A 23,886-nucleotide genomic window follows, 5' to 3' on the forward strand; every position below is an offset into this window, starting at 1 on the left:
GAGGAAGAAATGATTACAAAAAACACTTTTAAAAAGCATCATGGAAATATTTTAATTGGGTTAGCCGTAGCATCGGCCGCTCTGTCTAGTTACGCGCAAGCTACAAGCGAATCAGCTATGCCCCTAACCTATGTTTCTAGTAAAGCCATAGAGAATAATCCTGAAGTCCAAGAAGCGTGGCATGCATTTAAATCCTCTATTTATGGAGTCGATGCTGCACGTTCTGGTTATTTACCCAGTGTTGACGTATCTGCCAGCGCAGGCTACGAGAGAAGAAATTATGGAGTTGAAGAAGAATACAATCGAAATACAGCAGAGCTAAGTGTTACTCAAATGCTTTACGATGGGTTTAGAACATCTAATACCGTTGACCGCTTTAAGCGTATTCAGCTTATTCGCTATTTTGAGCTTATAACGCAAACAGAGCAAACAGCGCTTGAAGCCTCAATAGCATTACTTGATGTACAAAAATTTAAAGAGCTAGTTCAGCTTGCTGAAGCTAACCTACAAGAGCATGAATCGGTATACCAACAAATAGAACAAAGTGTAAGCGCAGGCGTAGCACGGGCGGCCGATTTAGAGCAAATTAGCGGACGTTTATCGCTTGCGCAATCGAATGTACTTACAGAGTACGCAAATTTACATGACGTAAGTGCACGTTATTTACGAGTTGTAGGAGAGCTTCCGTTACAAGAGATTAAACAAGCAGATCTGAATGAAGATAATATCCCTATTTCAGTCAATCAAGCGCTTAGCATAGCGTATAAAAACAGCCCTACCTTTTATGCGTCTTTGTATAATATAGAGGCGCAAAAAGCGAATGCCGAAGCGCAAAAAGCCGCGTTTCATCCTAATGTAGATTTATCTGCCCGTTATGGCAGCCAAGATAGAGATGAGCTTGGGCAAAACGAAACCAGAACAGAAGCCCGTGTAGGCATAGATATAAGCTACAACTTATATAATGGTGGGCTTGATAGCGCTAATCTTGAGCAAGCCTATCAAGATATAAACATTGCTAAATACCAACGAGATCAAGCGTGTATTGATATTCGCCAAAGCTTACAAATTGCATACCATAATGTGACTATACTTGAGCAGAAACTACCCGCACTAGATCAGCACAGAGCATCTTCAACTAAAGTAAAAATAGCTTACAAAGACCAATTTGATATAGGTCAACGTACATTACTAGACGTACTTGATGCAGAAAATGAGTCATTTCAGTCAACTCGTTCATACATAGTTGCGCTTTACGATCGGCAGTCGGCTATTTTAACAATGCTAAAAGAAATGGGGAAACTTCTACCCGCGCTAAACGTAATGTCAGATCAATACCCATCTATAGAAGATTTGACCGACGATCCTATTGTTCACGATGCACAAAATATTTGTCCAACCTACGACGTAGCCACAACCTTTAGCCGTAAAGCCTTTTTACAAAAAAAGGCCAAGCAAGATAACGCCTATATGAGTGTAACGGCAATGCCTCGCTATCTTGATATTCCGCTAGAGACAAATACTGCACCGAGTGGAGAGTTTTTAGATGACGACGGTGACGGTGTGCCAAACGAGCAAGACACTTGCCCAAGTACACCAGCGGCAACGAATGTTGATTTGTCAGGATGTACTTTATACAGCCCAGAAACAGACTCTGTAGAAATAGGGATCCCTTTTTCAGCTGATTCTAGTGAAGTTCGTTCTGAGTATATACGTGAAGTCGAAAGGCTAGCTGATTTTTTAAAACAAAACCCAAATAAAATGGTGGAAATTCAAGGTCATGCTTCTTTAGATGGGGATAAAACTTACAACCGAAAACTATCTGAACAACGTGCTTTTAGCGTTGCACAAATGCTAATTGAGCAATTTGGTATAGAGCCTAACCGTGTTAAATCATTGGGTTATGGCATTGATCAACCACGTGTAAACGAAATATCAGTAAGGGCTAATGCACAAAACAGACGTATTGAAGCCGTTATTACTGATAGTTAATACCAACCAGTTTAAACACAAAGGCAATTAGCGTTATGTAAATAACCTAAACTTTATCTAAAAGCTTAAGTAAAAGCCTTTTATGTAGGGTTTAGGTTAAGTAGTAACAACCGCTTGTAGTTCTTCATAACATTGGATGGTTTATGGAATTAAATGATGTACTTGATCACGGTGGCAAATTAGTCGACTGCTTAGCAGTGCTATGTCGCCACCATGATAAAGATTTTTCAAGAGAAGCCCTTTTAAATGGCTTACCACTTAGCGACGGGAACCTTACTCCTTCAGGATTTGCACGCGCGGCTAAACGTATTGGTTTTAAATCAAAAGTAGTTAATAAGCCACTACAAAAAATAAATACAGCACTATTACCCGCCATTTTAATATTAAAAGATAACCAAGCATGCGTTGTTACTAAAATCGATTTTAGCAACAATCTCGTGAGTGTTATTTACCCAGAGTTAACTGAATCTGTTATTGAGCAAAGCATTGATGAGCTGGCATTAACAAGCGTTGATATGGTTATTTATGCTCAACCCGAATTTGCATTTGACGAACGTACACCAGTACTCGAAAAACTATCAAAAGATGGATGGTTTTGGGGCGTAATAAAGGAGTGTCGATCACTTTACAAAGACGTGATTATATCTGCTATTGCGCTTGGCGTGCTTTCTGTTGCTATGCCTTTATTTGTAATGAACGTGTATGACCGCGTTGTGCCAAACCATGCCACCGAAACTCTTTGGGTACTCGCGATAGGAATTTTAATAGCCTTAACCGCTGACTTTGCACTTAGGTTAGTACGCGGCTATTTTGTAGAGCTGGCTGCCAGCAGAATTGACGTAAAAGTATCAGCGGTGATCATGGAGCGAGTTTTAGGCATGAAGCTTGAAAATCGCCCATCTTCAGCGGGGTCTTTTGCAAGTAACATACAATCTTTTGAAGCGGTAAGAAACTTTTTTAGTTCTATTACGCTTGTAGCCTTAGTAGACCTCCCCTTTGTTGTTTTATACCTGATTGTTATAGCAATTATTGGCGTCCCTCTGAGCCTTCCTATCATTGCAGGCGCGCTTATATTACTTACCTATGCTATAGCGGCGCACCGTAAACTTGAAGCACTTTCAGAGCAAACAATGAAGGCAAGCTCAATGCGAAACGCAGTCTTAGTAGAGAGCCTAACAAATATAGAAGATGTAAAAAGCTTTCACTCTGAGTGCAAAACACAATCCACGTGGGAAAAATCAACCATATACATTGCCCAAGTAAATGCACAAAGCCGATTAGTTTCCAGCTCAATATCTAATACTGCGTCGTGGATACAACAATGTGTAGGTGTGATCATAATGATAATTGGTGTTCACTTAGTTATCGAAGGCGAACTCACCCAAGGTGGCTTAATAGCCGCCTATTTACTCTCATCTCGTGCTATGGGCCCCATTGGGCAGTCTGCTGCAGTTTTAGCGCAGTACCACCATGCTGCTATTGCTATGCAATCTCTTAACGAAATAATGGAAAAAGAGATAGAACGCCCTACTGGTAAACATTGGTTAAGTCACCCTATTTTAAAAGGCGATATAGAATTTAAAGATGTGTGCTTTAAGTACTCTGACGAATCACACAATGCGCTTAACGGGGTTAGTTTTAAAATAAAAGCAGGCGAAAAGGTCGCTATTTTAGGTCGAAATGGTTCAGGTAAAAGTACCTTAGAAAAGCTCATTTTAGGTCTATACGAGCCAAGCTCAGGTAATATTTTAATGGACAATAACGATATTCATCAAATAGATCCGGCAGAACTTCGTCACAATATTGGTTATGTGCCTCAAACCATTTCATTATTTTTTGGTACTTTAAAAGATAACTTAACCATGAGTGCCTGGCATGCTAAAGATGAGCAAATTATAGAAGCGTGTGAGCGAAGCCAATTATTTGATTTAATAAACTCACATCCAGACGGCTTCGACTTGCAAGTAGGCGAGCTAGGCAGGCAACTTTCAGGTGGCCAACGCCAAGCTGTGGGAATGGCAAGAGCATTAATTAACGACCCGCCAATTTTATTATTAGATGAGCCAACGTCGTCGCTTGATCACAACAGCGAAAACAAGATCATTAATAATCTAAAAAAATGCTCTACAGATAAAACCTTAATTGTAGTTACACATCGCTCATCATTACTTGAGCTAGTTGACCGTATTATTGTATTAGACAATGGCAAAGTAGTTGCCGACGGTCCTAAGCAAAAAGTAATTGCTGCATTAAATAATAAAACAGTGGAGCAAGCATCATGAGTAATGACAAAAAACCACTAGAACAACGCTCCTTCGAATCTGTAAGTAGGGCTATTGAATCCAGAAAAAAAGGCAAGCCATCAGTTTTCAATAAATTATTTAGTGGATGGCTCTCGCCACCAAACACGCAAGACTGGGTAGTAGATGCCCAATGGGAAAAAATGCAGCAAGAGCCCGCCAGTGCAAGGTTACTGCTTTATTTAATTTGCATTGCATTTATAAGCCTTATTGTATGGGCTGGATTTGCTAATTTAGATGAGGTTGCACGTGGAGAAGGGCGAGTTATCCCCTCGAATAAATTACAGTTGGTTCAATCCTACGATGGCGGCATGGTAGAAAAAATAAATGTACGTGAAGGGCAAATAGTTAACGAAGGCGATGTACTTATTAAAATTGACCCTACTCGTTTTATTTCTAGCTTTAGAGAAAATCAATCAAAAGTGCAGTCACTTACTGCGAAGGTTGCACGCTTGAAAGCATTAACTAAAAAAGAAGAACTTATTTTCCCTGACGGTTTAGCTAAAGACGTACCTGAAGCCGTTATACATGAGCAATCTATTTACTTAAGTAATCGACAAGAGCTTGAGCAACAGGTGGCAATACATAAGCGTCAGCTTGAACAGCGTCGACAAGATCATATTGAAGCTAAAGCGGCGCTACAGCAGCATACCAACGCATTAAGGCTAACCAATAGAGAGCTTAAAGTAACTCGCCCACTACTGCGTACAGGTGCCGTATCTGATATCGATATTATTAGATTAGAGCGAGAACTAGTCGATATTACTGGCGAAGTAAACCGAACCAAAGCAGTTATAAACCGAAGTCTTTCGGCAATTAATGAAGCTAAGAATAAGGTTACCGAAGTTGAACTTGCGATGATAAACCGCTGGAACAATGAGTTATCTGAGGCACTACTTCGCTTAGAGTCGATTAAAGAAACGGAATCTGGCCTTGCCGATAAAGTCACTCAAACTGAAATTCGCTCGCCAGTTAAAGGCACTGTACAACGCTTATTAGTCAATACAGTAGGCGGTATTTTACAACCAGGCAGTGACGTTATGGAAATAGTACCACTGGATGACCAACTAGTTGTAGAGGCAAAAATTCCACCAAAAGACATTGCTTTTTTACGCCCTGGGCAGCCAGCTATGATCAAATTTAGCGCCTACGACTTTGCTGTGTACGGTGGCCTAGAGGCAGAAGTATTACACATCAGCGCAGACACCATAACAGACGATAGAGAAAACACGTTTTACTTGGTGCAGTTAAAAACCACCAAAAATAACTTTTCTAAAGAACTAACTATTATCCCAGGGATGACCACTCAAGTAGACATTATTACCGGTAAAAAAACCGTACTTGAGTATCTTTTAAAACCTGTTCTCAGAGCAACATCACAAGCAATGACAGAGCGTTAAAGCATTTATATAAACGGAGAAATAATGCGTCAAAGTATTTTTATTACACAACCTGAGTTTGAGTCGAAACACTGGCACACAGCGTTTCCGGGTTGTGTAATATGCACAAAAGAACCTAACAGAGTAACAGCATCCAATGTTATTTGGATTTTAGCTGGCACCTCTAATTGGCTCGAACTTGTTAAAAAATATTCGCAACAGCGTTTACTCGTTATAGTAATGACCAACGAGCTTGAAATTAACGAACTCAGAGCAGCCCTAGAGGCTGGCGCAAGAGGTTATGTAGAGGCTTTAGCTGCTAAGGTTATTATTGAACAAGTATTAGAAACAGCCTGCTCAGGAGGTATTTGGCTGCCAGGTCAATTGCTGTCAAACCTAGTTGGTGCTTTATCACAAACTCAGTTTAACTATACGCATTCATGCAACCTTGACTCGCTCACCAAACGAGAGCGCCAGGTAGTTGGTATTGTGGTTACAGGCGCCACCAATAAACAAGCCGCAGAGTCATTAAACATTACAGAGCGCACTATTAAAGAGCATATGAGCTCTATATTCAATAAACTAAAAGTACGCGACCGAATTCAATTAATGTTAGTCGTAAAAGGGCATTAACTTTTACGACTCTTTAATAACTCCATCAAAGCCAAGATTAATAAGGGTGTCTAAATCATCTTGGCTAGTAACTCCCTGAGCCACCACCTTAATACCAATAGAATGTGCGAGAGTACACACACCACGTAAAAAGGTTTGATTGTCTTGGCTGTAGCTAATGTTGTGACCATACACACTATCAATTTTAATCATTTCTAAGCCAAACTCTTGAATTTTCTTAATTTTGGTAAACTCAGGTCCTACCCGTTTTAAGGCTACTTTTGCACCCATACACCTAACTTGCTCACAAAAGTCTTTAAATATTTCGATTTCGCTAACCGCAATACTTTCACGAATATCAAAGCAAATTTTTGAGGCTAACTCAGGAAATGCCGATAAGTAAGTTAATATAGAAGCAAGAGCCGTATCATCTAATAAAGTTTGCGACGAAAGCTCAACTGAAATAAGCTCGTTTGGCGGCTCAACATTATATTCACTAACTAACTGTTTAATTAACCCCCAATCTAAGCGTGCTAATAGCTTTAAACGGTTAGCCCATTGGTAGTAATAACTTGCGCGGTACAGTTGCCCACCAAGCTCTAGGCTTAGCCCTAGCTGATTTTGCATTAACTGCCCTGTAAAGCTCATTACTGGGAGGGAGTTTATTTCGAGAGTTTGATTATCTAAAGCAGACTCTATTGCACTTTGCCAACTTGTGGCGTCATCAAATAACTCGCTTTTTTGTTTACTGTCGACTTCTTTAGCACGAACAGCCACCTGCTTGGTATTGCCCGATTTTAATAACTCATCAACACGCTTTAATACATCAAACCTCGAATCCTCTTTTAGTATGTATGTACAGCTATGAGGAATTGCTAACTTAACGCTTTTATATTCTTCAATAAAAGCCTGATGCATAACCTTAACTCTTTCACTTAATTGCTCTATGTCGTCTATATCACTAAATAAAACCGTAAAATCACTATGAGAGATACGCGCAATGTAGTTTTCAGAAAAATGCTCTTGGTTTAACTCTAAAAACCCAATTAGCATATCTGAAAAACGGCGCAAAAAATTAACCATTTCGACCCGGCTAATTTGCTCACTAATTTGATCTAAGTTTACAATTCTAAATAAAAATAAAGCACCATGAGCATGATCTTTCGACTTTTGTAAATGCGCCTCAAGCGTAGCGCCAAAATATTCACGATTAGCCAAACCGGTTAATTCGTCATGCTGCGACTTAAACCTAAGCTCTTCTAAGCGCTTACTGTCTTCTTTAATAATGCGGCTAAAACGAGTTGATAACTGATTCATTGACTGTACTAGTCGAGCAAACTCAAATGTGCGCGGCACCTTAGATTTAATAAAGCGTTTTTCTCCAAACGCGTTTGCCTGATAAACCACATCATCTAGTGGTTTTAATATTCTACTTAAAAAGTAAGCACTAACTATACAAGCAAAAAAAGCGACTATTAAAAAGCTAAAAAACAGCTTAAGTGCACTTTCCCATAGGGCTTGCTCTGCGTACTGACTATGGCTTTCTATAAATAACGTACCAAACTGTTGCCATCCATTATTTACTTGCCCTACCCCTGGCTGCACATTTAGCCCATATATTGCTTTAAACCAGTTTGGCGCAGACGCTTCAAGCTCATCTGTAAAAGTGCGTTTAATTATTACCTCACCATTAGGGTCTTGAAGTTCAATGCGTTTGTAGTGCCCAGTATCAAACGTGGCAGATACCAATAACTCAAGTTCTACGGGGTCTTTGTCTAGCTGGCTAATCATTAACGCAAGTGAGCTTGCGTTATCTACATTTTTTAAATACAACTGAGTAGAAAAGTAACTTTTAGCCGAATTAGTGCTAATTAAAACACTGCTAACAAACCCAACAAAAATAACAATTAGCAATGCAATCCAAAGCTCTTGTCGAAGCGTAATTTTGCGCTTTTTAAAATAGTTAGATAAGGAAAATGATGCCATTACCACATAACTCCTTCATTGGTTGTCTGCTCCAAAATTTTACGCCAGCGAGAAAGCCTTGCTGTTGGGCTAGCGACACTTTTGGTTGAATTATTAGCCCATAAACCTTGGCTGTTAAAGCTAAAAACAGGGCTTAAATCTACACGTTTTGCAGCAGGTAAAACCTTTGTAATTAAACTGTCTAAAATAAGTGGTTGAGCGTTAGGTGTAGCAAAATAACCAAGCACCATGTGTGCTTGAGTTTTGTTTGAACCTGCTAGCTTTGCTTTTACGTAAATAAGCCTTAACTTATCGTCGCTCACACCTAATGCTCTTAAACTAATGTATTTTGCAATTGCGTAGTCTTCGCAATCTCCCAAGCCTCGGCCTAATGTTTCTAATGGGGTGGCCCAATAGTCGTTTTGTTTCCAAAGTAATATATCGGTTTGATAACGTAAGTTACGTGCAAAAAAGTCGTTTACTATAAGTATTTGTTGTTGCTCTGGCTTATTTTGTGTTTGTACCAACATACTTTGCCAACTACGGGCAACAGCTACTCGCGCAGGGCCATACTTTTGCCCCATAAGCTCAATAAACGTATTAAATTGAATACTCAGGCGGCTTGCAAAAACACCACTAGAAAGTAAAAAAAACAGCAATAGGTAGCGCAAATTGGCTTTGCACCATGTAAAAAACGTGGGACGAATATGAGTTGGCTTAAGCGCCATTTATACTACTTGTAGCAATAAAATACATCGGTTGAGCACTACGCAGTCTGTTTAAAAATTAATCCTAACAACAGCATAGCACTCAATATAAGAGGATGAGATATTTTGTAAGAGTTTTTTAATAGCGGTCGTAATTTAGTAGTAAGTGACCTTTTTAACCTCACGAGGTTTTACTTCGCCTATGTACAAATCGTGTACGCGCTTCATATTAAGCTCAAGCTCTGTAATGTAGGTATCATCTACAGCGTAGGTTTTAATTATTTGAGCGCCTTTAATAATACCTTGCACTTGGCTTTGTAAATAATCATCTTGTGCAATTGAGCCTTCCACCGTGGTGCCAGCGGTAATTTTTTGCCCGTACACCTGCTCGGTAAGTTCACGGTAGGCTTCAAGCTTTGACGCTTTAATTGCCATTAACTGTTTTTGCGATAAATTAGCACCACTTTGCAAACTTATAGGCGCATAGCCTACTGCTTTTAAAACAGGATAATTATTTGGCTCTACGTATTTGTACTCAACATGTTTATCAAAAATACTGCTACAGCCACTTAAGCTTAAACACCCAAGTGTAATTAATAATGAAATTACTCGCATAGCACATCGCCCTTAAAAAACTAATTACAGCAATCTATGCACGTTTAATGCCATTTATAAGCTAAACAATGCGCTGAAATAACATTGGTACAGTCCTTGCTCTAAACACCTTACTAGCTAAAGTTTAATTGGAGTAAGAGTATGAAGTCGTTTTTATCATTGGCATTTGCAGGCTTAAGTGCAACTGCTTTATTAACGTTTTCGGCTTTTACTAAAGCACAGTGGTATGAATCTACAGGCCATGCACAAATTCAAAATGGCGATGTAGCAGCGGCTAAATCAGCGGCTATTAAAGATGCCATAACTCAAGCTCTTGTATTCTCAGGAGCACGTGTAAGCTCTGTGCAAACCTTGGTAGATGGCGTTTTAATGCAAGATCAGCTCAAAATTAGCAGCCATGGAGAAATTCAAAAAATAGAGCTAGTAAGCGAAGACCGCCACAGCAGTAAATTTGCAATTACCCTACGTTTAGATATTTTTGCTCAAGCACAGCAATGTCCACAAAATAGCTTTAATAAATTTATAGCGGTCACTCAAAGCCGCCTTGTGCATCGCGAGCATGCCATGATGGGTCAAATATTTGACGTAAATAAAGCAATTAGCAAAAATATATTTACCGCACTGCAAAAATCAAAAATGAGTGCTATTCCTATCGCTTATTATAATAACGCGATTAGTGTAGATAAATATTTTTCGCAGCAGCACGACTACTCAAATGCGCAACTAGAAGAAATAGCATCACGAAGTAACGCTCAATATGTATTGCTTAGCCAAATAACGGATTTATCAACCAGTGATAAACTAAATAACGATTACGCATTTTGGCAAGATGAAGCTTATCAACGAGGTTACAACATTGAGTTTGTATTATTTGATGGCACAACATACGAACAACTTTGGCAAAATAGCTATCACACTAAAGCAATTTGGCCATTTGAAAAAACGACAATTATTGACGTGAACTCTGATAGGTTTTGGCAATCACCTTACGGGCAAAGCATAACCGAACTAAATCAGTCGGTAAGTTACGATATTCAAGCAGCTATGGCGTGTTTGCCAACTCAAGGTAAAATAATGCACATGGAAAATAGCAAAATAGTGATTAACCTAGGTAAAGCGCACGGGCTTAAAAAAGGCCAGATGCTAAGCATTGCACATCATAACTACTTAACCGATGCCCAAGGTAATACCATGCCCCACACTATTACAACACTTAACACCATTCGTGTAGAGCAGCTTTATCAGCAAAGCGCAATTGCAATTAGCATCGACGACAAGCCGTTACCAGGTGTGCAAATTAATGATGTGGTAGAAATAATCAGCCAAGATCTTTAAATAGCTTAATTAAGCTTTTCACTCAATTTAGCTTTTAAATTTGGGTGCTTAGTTAACCACTCACCTAATTGCTCAACACCCGACAAGTGCGGGTAATGCTTTCTACATGCAAACACTACATTGCGTTGCTGATTAGGAAATATAGGCAAATATTCAATACCTATGCGCTGTGTACATGCAAGTTTAGGTACAAATGTAATACCATCATCCATAGCCACCAGCGCCAATAACGTTTCAAGGCTATTGCCCTGATACTGCTTTGAGACATCAACCCCAGCCGAAAAACAAAACTTTTGGGCTTGATCTTTGAAGCAATGACCATCACTTAACATTAATAGGCTGTAATTTTGTAAATCGCTTATGGCCACTTTTTTATGTTTAGATAACGCGTTATCGTGAGAAACAGCGACTAAAAAATCTTCTTTATACAAATTAATCGTATGATAATTTTTAAGTTCAGGTACGTCGGCTAATATCGCAAAATCGAGTTCACCGTTATCAAGCGCATCCAAAATTGTTGCCGTTTGCATTTCAGTAAACGCAAATTGACTGTCTTTAAAGGCTTCTTTCATTGAAGTAAGTAAAGCTGGTAGTAAATACGGCGCAATGGTCGGAATGATCCCGATAGTAATTTTACCCTGTAGAGGCTCATTTGAGGTCGCTGCAAGCTCTTTTAAGATTTGTGTTTGCTCTAAAATAATCTCTATTTGTGTCAATAAACGTTCACCTTGAGCTGTTAACGTTATTTGCTTAGTAGAGCGATCGAACAACACAACACCAAGCTCTTGCTCAAGTTTTTTAACTTGTCCACTCAATGTAGGCTGGCTAACAAAGCAAGCATCAGCAGCTTTGCGAAAATGCTTATAGTGCGCTATTGCTTTAACGTATTCGAAATCTTTTAAGTTCATATTCATCACAGCATGATAGGTTATACCTATTAGTTTAATACAAACAAACGATTGGAACTATATTTATTTATTCGCCATAATGGCTCCAACAAATCAAGAGGAACAAACTATGTTAAAGAATATTGAAGGCCAAACAATCCCAAACGTTACATTTGCAACTCGTCAAAACGACGAATGGAAATCAGTAACAACAGATGAAATTTTTAAAGGTAAAACCGTTGCTGTATTTTCATTACCAGGTGCATTTACCCCAACATGTTCATCAACGCATTTACCACGTTACAACGAGCTAGCTGGCGTATTTAAGAAAAACGGCGTTGACGAAATTGTATGTTTATCAGTTAACGATACCTTTGTAATGAACGCATGGGCTGAGCACCAAGAAGCGCAAAACATTACATTATTACCAGATGGCAACGGCGAATTTACTGACGGCATGGGCATGTTAGTAGACAAGAACGACTTAGGTTTTGGTAAGCGCAGCTGGAGATACTCTATGCTGGTTAAAGATGGCGTAATTGACAAAATGTTCATCGAACCAGATTTACCAGGTGACCCGTTTGAAGTATCTGATGCAGACACAATGCTTGACTACATCAACCCAAAACAAATTAAGCCAGAGCCAGTAACTGTATTTACTAAACCTGGTTGCCCTTTCTGTAAAAAGGCAAAAGATCTTCTTACTGAAAAAGGCTATGCATATGAAGAAGTTGTTATGGGTGCAGGCGCAACATTAACAAGCCTTAAAGCAATCACTGGCCGTGACACTGTTCCACAAATATTTATTGGTGGTAAACACATTGGCGGTTCAGACGATTTAGAAAATTACTTTGCTTAATTAATATAATAAGTAAATAAAAAAACCTAATGTAAATAGGTAAAAATAGGGGCATACATGCCCCTATTTATTAGAGGAAAAACGCTATGAAAGAATTGCAAACCGATGTTGTTGTTATAGGTGCTGGCACTGCAGGTTTAAGTGCATACCGTAACGCTAAACAGTTCACACAAAACGTATTAATGATTGAATCAGGCCCATACGGCACAACATGCGCACGTGTTGGTTGTATGCCAAGCAAATTATTAATTGCCGCAGCCGAAGCCGCTCACTCAATTGAAATGGCACCTGCATTTGGTGTACACAGCTCAAAGCCAGAAATTGATGGCAAAGCAGTAATGGCACGTGTTAAAAGTGAACGAGATCGCTTTGCAGGATTTGTAGTAGAAGCCGTTGATGAACTACCAGATGGTGATAAAATTCGTGGTTACGCTAAATTTTTAGATGCCAACCGTGTACAAATAAATGACGATACAATTATAACCGCTAAACGCTTTGTAATTGCCACAGGCTCTCGCCCTTCATACCCTGGCGTATTTAATAACTTTGGCGACAAGCTAATTATTAACGATGATGTATTTGATTGGGACGACCTACCAGAATCAGTCGCGGTATTTGGCCCAGGCGTTATAGGTCTTGAAATTGGCCAAGCACTTAGCCGACTAGGCGTAAACGTAAAACTATTTGGTGTAGGTGGCGCAATTGGCCCACTTACAGATCCAGTAGTAAGAGACTACGCAAACACAGTTTTTGCAGAAGAATTTTTTGTAGATACCGACTCGAACGTATCTGACATGATGCAAGTGGGTGATAAAGCCCAACTAACTTACACCGACAAACAAGGTGCTAAGCATACAGAACAATTTGACTACGTACTTGCAGCCACAGGCCGAGTACCCAATGTAGATAAATTAGGCCTAGAGAACACAGGCATAGAACTTGATGATCGCGGTGTGCCGCACGCCGACCCACATACCATGCAATGTGGAGAATCAAATATATTTATAGCAGGCGATGCCAGCAACATGATCCCATTGCTACATGAAGCATCGGACCAAGGCGCTATCGCTGGTCAAAATGCAGGGCGTTTCCCAGATGTACGTATCGGGCTTCGTAGAGCTAAAATTGCTGCTGTATTTAGCGACCCACAAATAGCAATGGTTGGCGAAAGCTACAAGCAAATTACAGAACGCCTAGGTGAATGTGGTTGTTTTGAAGTAGGCGAAGTAAGCTTTGAAAACCAAGGCCGCAGCCGAGTTATGCTAAAAAATAAAGGCCACATGCGCGTTTATGCAGAGCAAGGCACAGGCTTATTTTTAGGTGCAGAATTTATTGGCCCACAAGCCGAGCACATAGCCCACTTACTGGCATGGGCTGTGCAAAATAAAATGACCGTACCAGAAATGCTAGATATGCCATTTTACCACCCAGTAATAGAAGAAGGCTTACGTACCGCACTGCGTGATTTAAACGCCAAACTAAAATTTGGCCCAGATATTATTAATAGCTGTATGGAATGTGGCCCAGGCGCTTAACGTTTATATAGTAAAAAACAAATACATACTTGCTAACAAAAAGCCAAAACATCTGTTTTGGCTTTTTTATGTGTTTTTTTAACGCTAATCTCTCAAAAAATATATTTGCTGTTACACTCAATTGATTACTCAATTAAAAAAGATGGAACAGCCATGCCCAATAATAAATTTAGACTAGTCACCCGCAGCGATTTTGACGGCTTAGTGTGCGCCGTACTGTTAAAAGACTTAGACCTAATTGACGACATCTTATTTGTACACCCAAAAGATATGCAAGATGGAAAAATAGACATAACAGCAAACGACATCACCACTAACCTCCCCTACGTTGCAGGTTGCCATATTGCATTTGACCACCACTTAAGCGAAACCGTACGTAACGCAAGCGACATAAAAAACCATGTAATTGATCCAGAAGCCCCCTCTGCTGCGCGCGTTGTTTACGATTATTACGGCGGCGCTGAAAAGTTTCCAAACATCAGCATTGATATGATGGACGCAGTAGATAAAGGCGATGCCGCACAGTTTTCAAAAGACGAAATACTCAACCCAACCGATTGGGTATTAATGAACTTTATAATGGATGCACGCACAGGCCTTGGCCGCTTCCGCGAATTTAAAATTTCAAATTACCAATTAATGATGAAGCTCATTGATGCCTGTAAAGATCAAAGCATCGAAGACATTTTAAAAATGGAAGACGTAGCCGAACGTGTTGCGCTTTATAACGAGCATAACGAAAAAGCAAAAGCACAAATAACACAGTGTGCAACGGTACATAAAAACCTAGTGGTACTGGATTTAACACAAGAAGAAACCATTTACGCCACCAACCGCTTTGTAATTTACGCCATGTACCCCGACTGTAATATATCAATACACAAAATGTGGGGCCTTAAAAAACAAAACGTAGTGTTTGCCATTGGTAAATCAATCACCAACCGCAGCTCAAACACCAACGTTGGCGAACTGTGCCTTAAATATGGCGGCGGCGGCCACTTAAATGCAGGTACTTGCCAAGTAGAAACTAGCAAAGCCGAAGCAGTGCTTAGTGAATTGATTGATACGATTACGAGTGATGGCTAGGTTTAGCATCAACAACGCTTCTTATAGAGCGAGCTAATTCTTAGCTCGCTTTTATTATTAGATAATAAGGTTTAATATAGCCAAATAAAGGACAGTAACTAGTTTAAAAGGAATTAATCTCTAATGAATAAAATCGAAAATTTTGAAAATACCCTATATAAAGAATCAAAAGTAGCATTCACTAAGATTATTGAAGAGCACGGTAATGAACTCTATGTTATTGGGTTTTACTTCACAGGAAGCTACAGCCTGCTGCCAATGTTTAATACTTTGTCAGGTTTAAAAAAAGTTCATGAAGAAGAATACGACAACGAAGACGATGATTTTTTATTAGCTAAATGGAACGTTTCTGATTTCCCCTCTCTTGAAATGTACTCCGAATACTTTAATGATACAGAAAAAGCCTGCTATGAATTTGATGATATAGACTACACAGCATCTGATGATCAAATAAATGAGCAATGGCAGCAATGGTTAAGTGCATTAGAAAGGGTTTTAATTCAACTAGACTCCGAGGGTGTGTTCGCAAACGGTATTGATCGTAACAAAATCACCATAGCAATACTTGCATATGATGAAACCGAAGCGGCTCAATTTGAAAGAATCAAGCGCATTAACCCACCCATTGTTTTAGAAAATATAAAAATAGATTTTGATACAATGATTGCCAACCGTAATGAAATTGAACAATCAGTATTGGCAAAATTTGAGGGGGTTTCATAACAGCGCGAATGATTAGTAAAAATAAATTTTTTACATTGACTGTAGAAAATAATTTAATAAAGAGCATTTAGTTATAGCCACATTTAATAAAACACTTGAAAACGGGCTATCATAGTGTTCGCAATAAAACTAGAAGGAACTTTAAATGTGGTTTGAAAAACTGACAGGTTTTGCTGAAGAGTCTCCACTACAAGTTCGTAAAAATTTATCAGTTCACGGGAATATCTTAAAGTCTCATATTAATGGAAATGAGTACTTCCATGGTTTACTGCAAACACCATCATTATCCGAATTACAAAATCGAGTTAACGATATTGAAACGCGAAATATAAAAATATCCATACAAGAAATTGTCGCGGATGTTCAGGAACTACATACGCAAGAAGCAAATGCTGGAGCATTATTTCAAGTTGCTTCGCAATTCAATTTGTTAGAAATGGTTTCTCCAAACGTTACACCAGAACAAGGGGTCGATGGATACGAGTACGATTACACTCAAGGTCCTGCTTGCGCTATTGCAGCTGGCGCGGGAACTATTTATCGTAACTATTTTGCAAATGTTAATGGTGAAGTTGGTCAAACATCTGATAATCAAATAAATTGTCTTTGTGATATTGATGATGCATTAGGAAATAAAAATAATCGCCTATGGAAAATGCAAAATGGCTACGTTTTATCATCTATAGAGGGATTGATAGAAATAAATGCAAAGATTGAATCATTAACTAAATTTGAACTTGATAAATTAAGAGGTTTATTACGTATCGGGATTCAATGGGATACAGAGGTGACACTAAACGATCTAAAGCAAACTGTAACTCAAGTTTATTGCTCTGCACTTCCCATTGCATATTCAAAAATACCACTAGAGTTGTGGGCTAATTTTGCCAAACTAATATTGGAAGCTTCTTATGAGGCAACTATATGTTCTGCTATTTTAAACTTCCAAAAGACGGGTAACAATAAAGTGTTTCTTACACTTTTAGGGGGGGGTGTATTTGGTAATAATACAGAATGGATTTTAGAAGCAATTGAACGCTCTTTGAAATTATACGAGTCCACAGCTCTTGATATATTCATTGTTAGTTACGGTGCCTCGGACCCTTACGTTCAAAAATTAGTTCATAACTTTCAAAAATAACAAAAAATTAGCAACTATCCGTATTGTAAATATTCACAGATATAAAAGTCTAAATTACGCGCTTTAAATGCTTTATAAAGTTAGTATTGCAACAGGAAGACGACATAACCTTCCGTTTTGATTGGTAGCCCCTGCAGGAATCGAACCTGCAACTGCCCCTTAGGAGGGGGCCGTTATATCCATTTAACTAAGAGGCCACATCGAGCTTACAGCTTACAGCTTACAGCTTACAGCTTACAGCTTACAGCTTACAGCTTACAGCTTACAGCTTACAAAATTATAACGGCATCTTGTTTTTCATATCAAGCTAAAATTAACTTAATTGCTTGATAAATATATATCTTCTTTGTTTAGTACATAAAGCGGGATGAGTTTTCTACTAGTGGCAACCACATGCTTGCTGTGCACGTTTATAACGCGGGTATTTACTGCTACGCCATTTGGGCGGTAAATTAACGTGCCTGCTAATACGTAGTTGGCCATGCTGCTTTCACTCAGTTTTTCTATATCGCGAGATAATACAAAGTCACCTCGGTTTGATACATCAATAGAATTCATAGCTTTGAAGTCAACAACACCGTAACCAAATTTTTGCAGCTGATGAATAAAGCTCTCAGCTATTTGATTCCCTAATTGATTACTTTTATTGAGCGATGCGTCTAAATCTACAATGGTTGTTACCGCTATATTAATGCTGTTGTTATCTTGTGCTTCAGACTCAAGCGTGTCGACTAAATCAAGCGCCATTTGTTCAACGTAATTAACAAGCGTTTTATGATGCTTAAGAGGCACAAACGCACTGCTATCTTGAGGCTCTGAATTTTGCTCGGCTTGAACTGACTGTAGCATGCTGGTCAAATCGTAATTTGGGGTATTATCAACCGGCGTAACAACCTCTACTGATTCGTTATTTTGAATAATTGAGCAACCTGCTAAGGTTAAAAGTATGGCTAAGCCTATTGCGCTATTTAAATATTTAAAATGCATTTTGGCCTCACTTACTAGCTTGTTTAAGCATTATTCCATCAGTGCGATAGCTACTGTTAAGTGCATCAACAACTGATTGAGGGATAAACCCTTGCGCAGTACCTACCACTGCCTTGCTTTGTATACCCACTACACGCGCATTTACTAATACGCCACCTTGATGGCTTACTAACGTTCCTGCTAACACATAATTAAAGTTTTGATCTTGGTTTAGCTCCAAGTAATCACGGCTAAATACAAAGTCACCATCGGGCGTTACACGCATGTAATCGGTTGTTTTAAAATCGATAACCGGCACACCAAAACTATGTAGTTCATGCATAAAGCTTTCGGCTATTTGATTGCCTAGTAAGCTACCATCACTATAGTCATCATCTAAAAATACAAAACTAGATACAGCTAGTGGTGTTTTATCGTTCACATATTGCAAGTTTTCCACCATGTCTTGCATTATGCCGCGCACATAATGATTTATATTTTTTCGCTTTGCAGGCGCGCTTTTAGTGTAATTACTTTGCTGGTTCAAGTTAGATTGAAATAGCGCTGTATTAGTCTCAGGTGCTTTTACCGTACGTTGGTCAGATACCAACTGAGCTGAATTATCTTGCTCTACTGGCTTTGCCTCTGGGCTTAGCGAATCTAACATTTGTGAACAGCCAAAGCCTAATGGCAAACATAGGGTAATTAATAGGTTTCTCATGGTGTGCTCCTGATTAATATTCGCTGCGGTACAAAGACCCGTCACGCTGCTGAATTTTTTCATTTCCCCACATTACATTTATAGGGATCTCTGTACTGCCCGCCGACAAAACTTGCTTGTTTTCAATATTAACGAGCCGAGCATTAACTATATAGGCATGCTGCTGACGAGTCACTGTGCCGGTGATCACTAAGTCAATATTTTGGCGATTACGTAATTTACTTAAGTCGCGGCTTAAAATGCTGTCTGCATTTTGCGCTAAAATTAGATTGTTTCCGAGGCGGTACTCAACCGTATGATAGCCAAGCTGGGTAAACTGAGTTAATAAGCTTTCTTGAATTTGCAAGCTCAAGCCCGATGCTTGCCCTGTTACTAGCTTTGTATCTAATGCATCTGCGTAATAAAAGCTGCTTACACCAATGCGCGCATTGGCATTTAAAGCACCATTTACTTGGTTAAGTTGTGAGGTTAAATTAACCATGTACTCGTTAACAGTATAAGGTGCCATTGCCGCTTTAGGGGCGTCAGTCGGTATGCTCGGCTCCTCAGGCGGAACCAAGTTACAAGCTGTTAAATTTAACATTACTAAAGGCAGTAAAAGGCGCATAGTTGCCGTCCTCTTTAAAACATAATGAGGATAAAGCAATTATTATGCCTACTTATTTAATCTAATATGAAGGGCTGTTCGACATAATAACTAACTATACAATTTACACTTTGGCTCTTTAGTTTTTGACAATCAGCTGTCGCGTTTTCTTTACTTATATACGCACCTAGCTTTAAACGATTATACATTACGCCTTTAACATTAATTGTTTCAACATTTATAACGTAATTAGATTCAAGTAGTGCGGGGACCTTTTTCTGTAACTGCTTAAACGCAGAAGCTAATTGCTCTTTGTGAGTAATTGATAGCACTTGTAAAGCAAACTTTGGAGCACTTTTGTTATTATTGTTAGAGTTAAATCTGTTAGTTTTAGGCTCTTTATCAACCACTTTTTTTTCTTGCTTTAATACTGAGGTATTTTCTTCCTTTACCTTTGCAATAGTATTTAATTGCGATATTAATAAGCTTAGGTCTTCTTCAATAAGCAGTAAACGAGATAGTTCGGGCTTCATATTTTGCCATTGTTCAGAGCTCTTTTTTAGCTCATCAAGTTCTTGTGCCGTTATTTTTATATAATTTTTAGTATTTTCATTCTCATCAACTACCTTATTGCTAGCACAGCCATAACTTAATAATACCGCACTAATTAAACAAATAACTTTAGCCCTTTTCATCCTAATTCCTTTAGTGGAGTATTTTGTGTTTTTCCACAGTGCAGTTAAGCCCTTGCGCTTTTATTGCGTTGCATACAGAGATAAGATCTGGCGAAATTTCTTTTGCATACCCTAACGCTAAAATAAACTTATTTTTAACTTTATCATGTATATAAAAAGCTTTTTTGTGCTCTATTTTTGGTGCTATTAATCGGTAATAAATTTTTAATATGTTTAACGAGCTAAAACTCCCCGCATTAGCAATAGCGCCTGTTATTTCGCTAAGGGCTTTTAATGTAAGATCAACCCCCATTACAACATCTCCCTCTGGCGGCAATGACACATTGACATTTTGGGTGCTTTTTAGCTTCTTGCGCTGTTTATATTCATCATTTATAACCGCTTTATATTGCCCAGGCTTTAAATCTGTAAATAAATAATAACCATCATATGCAGCTTGAGCTTGCGCAATTTGTTCACCTTTTTTATTCAACAGTGAAACACTCGCAAACGGTTGAACTTGTATATCATCACCTTTTTGCTGATAAACAACCCCCTCCACTTCACTTGCATTATTTAACGCAAAATCCATGTATTCTACAAAACCAGCTCGAGGCGTTATAGAAAAGCCATCATTAGCGGGAATTATAAATGGATCTTCAAAGCTATCTCTATCAAGTATTATGTCTGTCGTTCGGTTTGCAGGCATTGAAGTTAATAGCGCAATACCATGTTCATCTGTAATTGCTTGGCGGTAATTATGAACCCCTTTGACTTTAACGCCGGCTATCCCGCGCTCGTCATCATCCATAATGCCGTTATTGTTTTGATCTAAAAATACTCTTAGCATTAAGCTACCCGTGTTAGTTAAGCTGTGCTTAGAGATAAAGTATGTATTGTTTTCTACATCAAACCCGAGACTAAAACGACTGTAAATGCCAAGTCGCCAATCATCATTACTATTGTAATTTACGTTACTTGTTAAGCTTAATTTGTCACTTTGCCAGTTGAGGCCTAATTCAGCCGATTGAATATTGTTACTGAGTGAGTCAGTTAAAGTAAGTTCTGCTTGTAAGTCTCTGCTCAGGTTACGGCTAAACTCTGCCTCATAACTTACAATTTCACTTACTGGTGATAACCTATAATCAACACCAAACCTTGTGTAAGTTCTACCAAAGCGCTTTTGAAAACGTGTTGTTCCAAATGTGCTCTTGGAGCTATTATCGTGTTGCCATAGTAATTGGTTACTTAATGCAAAGCCTGAATACGAATAATTTAATTGGTTGCGTACTTGTTTAAAACGCCCTCTGGTATCACTATCGTCATATAAAAAGTTATTTTGATAAGAAAGTCGCCCATAAATATTATTCATTAGGCCACCAGCTAAATTTATTTGATAACTGTTAAAATCTTGCTGTTGTTCGTCGGTGCGGTTAGAGGCACTAAAAAGTAGTGATTGTTCGGCAAGTTGAGTTCGAGCTGTAAATTCAAATTCTTGTTCATTTTTATTGTTTTTTTCAATGTTTGCATTTAATAGTAACCGGTCAAACACACTTATATTGGTACCAAAAGCATATTTGAGTAAATCATCATCTGAATTTTTTTGACCGAACGCTGCCGAGTAAACAGATACGTTATTAGTAAGCCCTTGTTCGTATCTCCCTGCAACTTGCCATCCATGCCCTTGTGAATTAAAAACATTATTATTTAGTAGCTGCTTACCTTGTTCAGTAACTGATAATTCATAGTTGCCTTGCCCTTCTTTGAGCTGATTTCCATCTACAAAGTAATAGTCACTTTTGCGCTCAACTTGCCCTTGGGGGCCATAAAAAATAAGCTCAAAGTTATTAGCTCCAAATAATAAATCTATGTTATCAAAAATATATCGACCATCTGCGAGGCTCAGCTGCTGATCTATTAATATTTCATTGCGGTACAACTCTACATCCCAACCAGGCTGGATAGCACCACTTAAATTAATTTGATTATTAACTATTATTTTATTAGTTACATTATTAGACACTTTAATGCCACGAGCATACTGGCTGTTATAGTTATTACCTACTTGAGTTGCGATTACATCACCAAAAGATATTTCTGTTGGCATAAAGCCATTTTCTATGTTTTTGTCTAAATTTTGCTTTGTAAACGTTAACCTAGAATTGGTTAGTAAATCAGTACTTCGACCAGCCAAAAAATATTCAGCCGATAAATAAGCAAAATCCTGCGTTCCTAAAAGGGAATAGTTTGTGGAATGCTTATCATCGCTTGCGGTAAAGTTTAACTGTAAATCAGCCACTGGGGAGGATAGTGCCTGATAAGGGCTTGCTTTCCAGGGAAGCGTTGGAGGCGACTTTTTATTAGCTGATTTAAAATTACGTGATTGCCTGTACCTTTGTAACTCAACTGGAAGCGGTATTTCTGAGCTAATAAATAGCTCTAGATCTGGGTAATCAATACTAAATTCTAGATTTAAAATACTATGTAAGCTTTTAATATCTACATAAATATCATCTTCAATAGTAATTTGGTTTTTTGCTAAAAAATAGCTTTGAGAAGAGCTAGTAAATACTGCCGGAGTAACAACAGCATTTAAGGAAAGTGGTTTTTGGTTTGCTCCAACGCCTTGAGCTGTTCGATTGCTTACATCTACATTCATGGCAAATTGTAATATATCAAACAGGTCACTTAAACTAACATGCACACTTTGGGCGCTCTTAATAGCGGCAACTTCACCTAGATAGTATGAGTTTAAATGAAGCGAGAGTATTAATAACTCCCCAGTTGCTATACGCTGCTGGGGACTTTCTTTAGCGGCGTTATAATCGTTTAGATCAACGGATGTAGTTAGCTTTAGCTCAATTGCGCGTATTGTTGTTAAAGCATCCTCTACCGAAGCACCTTTGTTGGCATTTGCACAAGTGCTAAGCAGAGCGCTAATGCCTACAAATATTACACACAATAATTTATTTAGCTTCATTCACTGTTAATACATTAAGTGATTGTGATGTTAAAGGAAGCGTGTATTGTGCAAATTCAAGATCTTTATACTCCTGACTTCCTTCATATTTAAAAATAACTTTGCCTGTTTTATCTAAATTTTTATCACTAAATAAGCTAAGCGTTACAAACGCGTTGTTTACTTCGGGATAAATACTTAAATTGCCAATTTCTGCAATTTTAACTTGCTCGTTATTGCTATCAACAAAGTAAGCACTTAATTTACCGTAGCTACTAAACTTACCCTCTCGGTTTATATTTAGCAAAAACTGAGGGCGTTTATTACTGTTATTTAAAACTAATTGAGCTTGTTCAATGACTACATTAGGCTGTTGCATGTCTTTACGTAACAGAATGGGAATACTATAACTCATAATCATATTTACTTTTATAGAGCTTGTTTTATTAGTATTTTCGCCTGGGAGGGCCTGAAACAATAAGTGAGAACGGTACTCACCAGAAACTAAGTTTTTAGGCTTACGTATTGCGATTTTTACTGTTTGCTTTTCACCCGGGGCTAAACGCATTTGTTTTGGTGACAATCGCGCCATTGTACTTAAACTCTCATTAGTAGGTTCTGCTAATTGTATATAACCACCCGTTGGCTGCGCTTGCTTTTCGCTCCACAAAACACGATATGTTTGATATTTATCGCCCGTATTAATTACGGTAACTTTAGCCGTTCTTTGGCGCTCATCAAAACTAATACGAGTTGGAGAAATAAGTAAATTTGCATGTGCACTTTTCCCTATAGTACATACACTCAGTGCAAGCAGCACAACAACTTTATAAAACATGTTTTTCCT

20 protein-coding genes and 1 tRNA gene are annotated in these 23,886 nt (G+C 38.5%); 10 read left to right on the top strand and 11 right to left on the bottom strand.

The window, feature by feature from the left end; translation table 11 throughout:
• The first annotated feature begins 9 nt into the window (after nucleotides 1–9).
• The 4 genes from ALFOR1_RS12280 to ALFOR1_RS12295 all read left to right on the top strand — a co-directional run bounded on the left by ALFOR1_RS12280 (nucleotide 10) and on the right by ALFOR1_RS12295 (nucleotide 6,301).
• Nucleotides 10–1,989: a TolC family outer membrane protein gene (locus ALFOR1_RS12280; RefSeq protein WP_104643129.1), complete on the top strand. Its 1,980-nt coding sequence runs from the start codon at nucleotides 10–12 to the stop codon at nucleotides 1,987–1,989.
• 143 nt (nucleotides 1,990–2,132) lie between these two features.
• A complete protein-coding gene (locus tag ALFOR1_RS12285) occupies nucleotides 2,133–4,271 on the top strand; it encodes a type I secretion system permease/ATPase (RefSeq protein ID WP_058548586.1) in 2,139 nt (712 codons plus the stop codon).
• On the top strand, nucleotides 4,268–5,689 hold the full coding sequence (locus tag ALFOR1_RS12290) for an HlyD family type I secretion periplasmic adaptor subunit (RefSeq protein ID WP_104643130.1): 1,422 nt from the start codon (nucleotides 4,268–4,270) through the stop codon (nucleotides 5,687–5,689). Before ALFOR1_RS12285 ends, ALFOR1_RS12290 begins: the two co-directional genes overlap by 4 nt.
• A gap of 24 nt (nucleotides 5,690–5,713) precedes the next feature.
• Entirely contained in the window at nucleotides 5,714–6,301 is a 588-nt protein-coding gene (locus ALFOR1_RS12295; protein WP_104643131.1) for a response regulator transcription factor, read from the top strand.
• A 3-nt stretch (nucleotides 6,302–6,304) separates the two neighbouring features.
• Here the strand turns inward: ALFOR1_RS12295 and ALFOR1_RS12300 are convergent, their stop codons facing one another.
• The 3 genes from ALFOR1_RS12300 to ALFOR1_RS12310 form a co-directional block, all read right to left on the bottom strand.
• A complete protein-coding gene (locus ALFOR1_RS12300) occupies nucleotides 6,305–8,266 on the bottom strand; it encodes a bifunctional diguanylate cyclase/phosphodiesterase (RefSeq protein ID WP_104643132.1) in 1,962 nt (653 codons plus the stop codon).
• The gene (locus ALFOR1_RS12305) at nucleotides 8,266–8,973 is read right to left on the bottom strand and encodes a transglutaminase-like cysteine peptidase (protein WP_104643133.1); all 708 of its coding nucleotides are present in this window, start codon (nucleotides 8,971–8,973) and stop codon (nucleotides 8,266–8,268) included. Before ALFOR1_RS12305 ends, ALFOR1_RS12300 begins: the two co-directional genes overlap by 1 nt.
• Before the next feature lie 135 nt (nucleotides 8,974–9,108).
• Nucleotides 9,109–9,567: an LPP20 family lipoprotein gene (locus tag ALFOR1_RS12310; protein WP_104643134.1), complete on the bottom strand. Its 459-nt coding sequence runs from the start codon at nucleotides 9,565–9,567 to the stop codon at nucleotides 9,109–9,111.
• Between the two features lie 141 nt (nucleotides 9,568–9,708).
• On the opposite strand from ALFOR1_RS12310, the gene ALFOR1_RS12315 reads away from it, so the two are divergent.
• The gene (locus ALFOR1_RS12315) at nucleotides 9,709–10,902 is read left to right on the top strand and encodes a flagellar assembly protein FlgT (RefSeq protein WP_104643135.1); all 1,194 of its coding nucleotides are present in this window, start codon (nucleotides 9,709–9,711) and stop codon (nucleotides 10,900–10,902) included.
• A gap of 5 nt (nucleotides 10,903–10,907) precedes the next feature.
• Here ALFOR1_RS12315 and ALFOR1_RS12320 read toward each other — a convergent pair whose 3' ends face one another.
• On the bottom strand, nucleotides 10,908–11,810 hold the full coding sequence (locus ALFOR1_RS12320) for a LysR substrate-binding domain-containing protein (RefSeq protein WP_104643136.1): 903 nt from the start codon (nucleotides 11,808–11,810) through the stop codon (nucleotides 10,908–10,910).
• 109 nt (nucleotides 11,811–11,919) lie between these two features.
• On the opposite strand from ALFOR1_RS12320, the gene ALFOR1_RS12325 reads away from it, so the two are divergent.
• From ALFOR1_RS12325 to ALFOR1_RS12345, 5 genes are all read left to right on the top strand, one after another.
• Nucleotides 11,920–12,648 (top strand): glutathione peroxidase, encoded by a 729-nt coding sequence (locus ALFOR1_RS12325; RefSeq protein ID WP_104643137.1) that lies wholly within the window; start codon nucleotides 11,920–11,922, stop codon nucleotides 12,646–12,648.
• An 86-nt stretch (nucleotides 12,649–12,734) separates the two neighbouring features.
• Entirely contained in the window at nucleotides 12,735–14,183 is a 1,449-nt protein-coding gene (locus ALFOR1_RS12330; RefSeq protein WP_104643138.1) for a dihydrolipoyl dehydrogenase, read from the top strand.
• A gap of 153 nt (nucleotides 14,184–14,336) precedes the next feature.
• Nucleotides 14,337–15,269: a DHH family phosphoesterase gene (locus ALFOR1_RS12335; RefSeq protein WP_104643664.1), complete on the top strand. Its 933-nt coding sequence runs from the start codon at nucleotides 14,337–14,339 to the stop codon at nucleotides 15,267–15,269.
• Nucleotides 15,270–15,392: 123 nt separating this feature from the next.
• Nucleotides 15,393–15,992 carry a DUF4303 domain-containing protein gene (locus ALFOR1_RS12340; RefSeq protein WP_104643139.1) on the top strand — a complete coding sequence of 200 codons (600 nt, stop codon included), beginning with the start codon at nucleotides 15,393–15,395 and terminating at the stop codon, nucleotides 15,990–15,992.
• 145 nt (nucleotides 15,993–16,137) lie between these two features.
• Nucleotides 16,138–17,133: a hypothetical protein gene (locus tag ALFOR1_RS12345; protein ID WP_104643140.1), complete on the top strand. Its 996-nt coding sequence runs from the start codon at nucleotides 16,138–16,140 to the stop codon at nucleotides 17,131–17,133.
• A gap of 122 nt (nucleotides 17,134–17,255) precedes the next feature.
• On the opposite strand, the gene ALFOR1_RS12350 is transcribed toward ALFOR1_RS12345, so the two are convergent.
• The 7 genes from ALFOR1_RS12350 to ALFOR1_RS12380 all read right to left on the bottom strand — a co-directional run bounded on the left by ALFOR1_RS12350 (nucleotide 17,256) and on the right by ALFOR1_RS12380 (nucleotide 23,877).
• Nucleotides 17,256–17,330, bottom strand: a tRNA-Arg gene (locus ALFOR1_RS12350).
• Nucleotides 17,331–17,451: 121 nt separating this feature from the next.
• Nucleotides 17,452–18,120: a FlgO family outer membrane protein gene (locus ALFOR1_RS12355; protein ID WP_058548597.1), complete on the bottom strand. Its 669-nt coding sequence runs from the start codon at nucleotides 18,118–18,120 to the stop codon at nucleotides 17,452–17,454.
• Between the two features lie 7 nt (nucleotides 18,121–18,127).
• Complete coding sequence (locus ALFOR1_RS12360; RefSeq protein WP_058548598.1) at nucleotides 18,128–18,820, bottom strand: FlgO family outer membrane protein; 693 nt, start codon at nucleotides 18,818–18,820, stop codon at nucleotides 18,128–18,130.
• Nucleotides 18,821–18,833: 13 nt separating this feature from the next.
• Nucleotides 18,834–19,427: a FlgO family outer membrane protein gene (locus ALFOR1_RS12365; RefSeq protein WP_104643141.1), complete on the bottom strand. Its 594-nt coding sequence runs from the start codon at nucleotides 19,425–19,427 to the stop codon at nucleotides 18,834–18,836.
• 56 nt (nucleotides 19,428–19,483) lie between these two features.
• Nucleotides 19,484–20,101: an SPOR domain-containing protein gene (locus tag ALFOR1_RS12370; protein WP_104643142.1), complete on the bottom strand. Its 618-nt coding sequence runs from the start codon at nucleotides 20,099–20,101 to the stop codon at nucleotides 19,484–19,486.
• A gap of 10 nt (nucleotides 20,102–20,111) precedes the next feature.
• Complete coding sequence (locus ALFOR1_RS12375) at nucleotides 20,112–23,060, bottom strand: fimbria/pilus outer membrane usher protein (protein WP_165491320.1); 2,949 nt, start codon at nucleotides 23,058–23,060, stop codon at nucleotides 20,112–20,114.
• Complete coding sequence (locus ALFOR1_RS12380) at nucleotides 23,047–23,877, bottom strand: fimbrial biogenesis chaperone (RefSeq protein WP_104643143.1); 831 nt, start codon at nucleotides 23,875–23,877, stop codon at nucleotides 23,047–23,049. The genes ALFOR1_RS12375 and ALFOR1_RS12380 overlap by 14 nt, the downstream gene beginning before the upstream one ends.
• Nucleotides 23,878–23,886 lie beyond the last annotated feature (9 nt).

Source organism: Pseudoalteromonas carrageenovora IAM 12662 (genome assembly GCF_900239935.1).
Lineage (GTDB): Bacteria > Pseudomonadota > Gammaproteobacteria > Enterobacterales > Alteromonadaceae > Pseudoalteromonas > Pseudoalteromonas carrageenovora.

Bases quoted from the DNA above. Each gene is read 5' to 3' on its own strand.
- ALFOR1_RS12280 (WP_104643129.1), top strand. From the start codon at position 10: ATGATTACAAAAAACACTTTTAAAAAGCATCATGGAAATATTTTAATT.
- ALFOR1_RS12285 (WP_058548586.1), top strand. From the start codon at position 2,133: ATGGAATTAAATGATGTACTTGATCACGGTGGCAAATTAGTCGACTGC.
- ALFOR1_RS12290 (WP_104643130.1), top strand. From the start codon at position 4,268: ATGAGTAATGACAAAAAACCACTAGAACAACGCTCCTTCGAATCTGTA.
- ALFOR1_RS12295 (WP_104643131.1), top strand. From the start codon at position 5,714: ATGCGTCAAAGTATTTTTATTACACAACCTGAGTTTGAGTCGAAACAC.
- ALFOR1_RS12300 (WP_104643132.1), bottom strand. From the start codon at position 8,266: ATGGCATCATTTTCCTTATCTAACTATTTTAAAAAGCGCAAAATTACG.
- ALFOR1_RS12305 (WP_104643133.1), bottom strand. From the start codon at position 8,973: ATGGCGCTTAAGCCAACTCATATTCGTCCCACGTTTTTTACATGGTGC.
- ALFOR1_RS12310 (WP_104643134.1), bottom strand. From the start codon at position 9,567: ATGCGAGTAATTTCATTATTAATTACACTTGGGTGTTTAAGCTTAAGT.
- ALFOR1_RS12315 (WP_104643135.1), top strand. From the start codon at position 9,709: ATGAAGTCGTTTTTATCATTGGCATTTGCAGGCTTAAGTGCAACTGCT.
- ALFOR1_RS12320 (WP_104643136.1), bottom strand. From the start codon at position 11,810: ATGAACTTAAAAGATTTCGAATACGTTAAAGCAATAGCGCACTATAAG.
- ALFOR1_RS12325 (WP_104643137.1), top strand. From the start codon at position 11,920: ATGTTAAAGAATATTGAAGGCCAAACAATCCCAAACGTTACATTTGCA.
- ALFOR1_RS12330 (WP_104643138.1), top strand. From the start codon at position 12,735: ATGAAAGAATTGCAAACCGATGTTGTTGTTATAGGTGCTGGCACTGCA.
- ALFOR1_RS12335 (WP_104643664.1), top strand. From the start codon at position 14,337: ATGCCCAATAATAAATTTAGACTAGTCACCCGCAGCGATTTTGACGGC.
- ALFOR1_RS12340 (WP_104643139.1), top strand. From the start codon at position 15,393: ATGAATAAAATCGAAAATTTTGAAAATACCCTATATAAAGAATCAAAA.
- ALFOR1_RS12345 (WP_104643140.1), top strand. From the start codon at position 16,138: ATGTGGTTTGAAAAACTGACAGGTTTTGCTGAAGAGTCTCCACTACAA.
- ALFOR1_RS12355 (WP_058548597.1), bottom strand. From the start codon at position 18,120: ATGCATTTTAAATATTTAAATAGCGCAATAGGCTTAGCCATACTTTTA.
- ALFOR1_RS12360 (WP_058548598.1), bottom strand. From the start codon at position 18,820: ATGAGAAACCTATTAATTACCCTATGTTTGCCATTAGGCTTTGGCTGT.
- ALFOR1_RS12365 (WP_104643141.1), bottom strand. From the start codon at position 19,427: ATGCGCCTTTTACTGCCTTTAGTAATGTTAAATTTAACAGCTTGTAAC.
- ALFOR1_RS12370 (WP_104643142.1), bottom strand. From the start codon at position 20,101: ATGAAAAGGGCTAAAGTTATTTGTTTAATTAGTGCGGTATTATTAAGT.
- ALFOR1_RS12375 (WP_165491320.1), bottom strand. From the start codon at position 23,060: ATGAAGCTAAATAAATTATTGTGTGTAATATTTGTAGGCATTAGCGCT.
- ALFOR1_RS12380 (WP_104643143.1), bottom strand. From the start codon at position 23,877: ATGTTTTATAAAGTTGTTGTGCTGCTTGCACTGAGTGTATGTACTATA.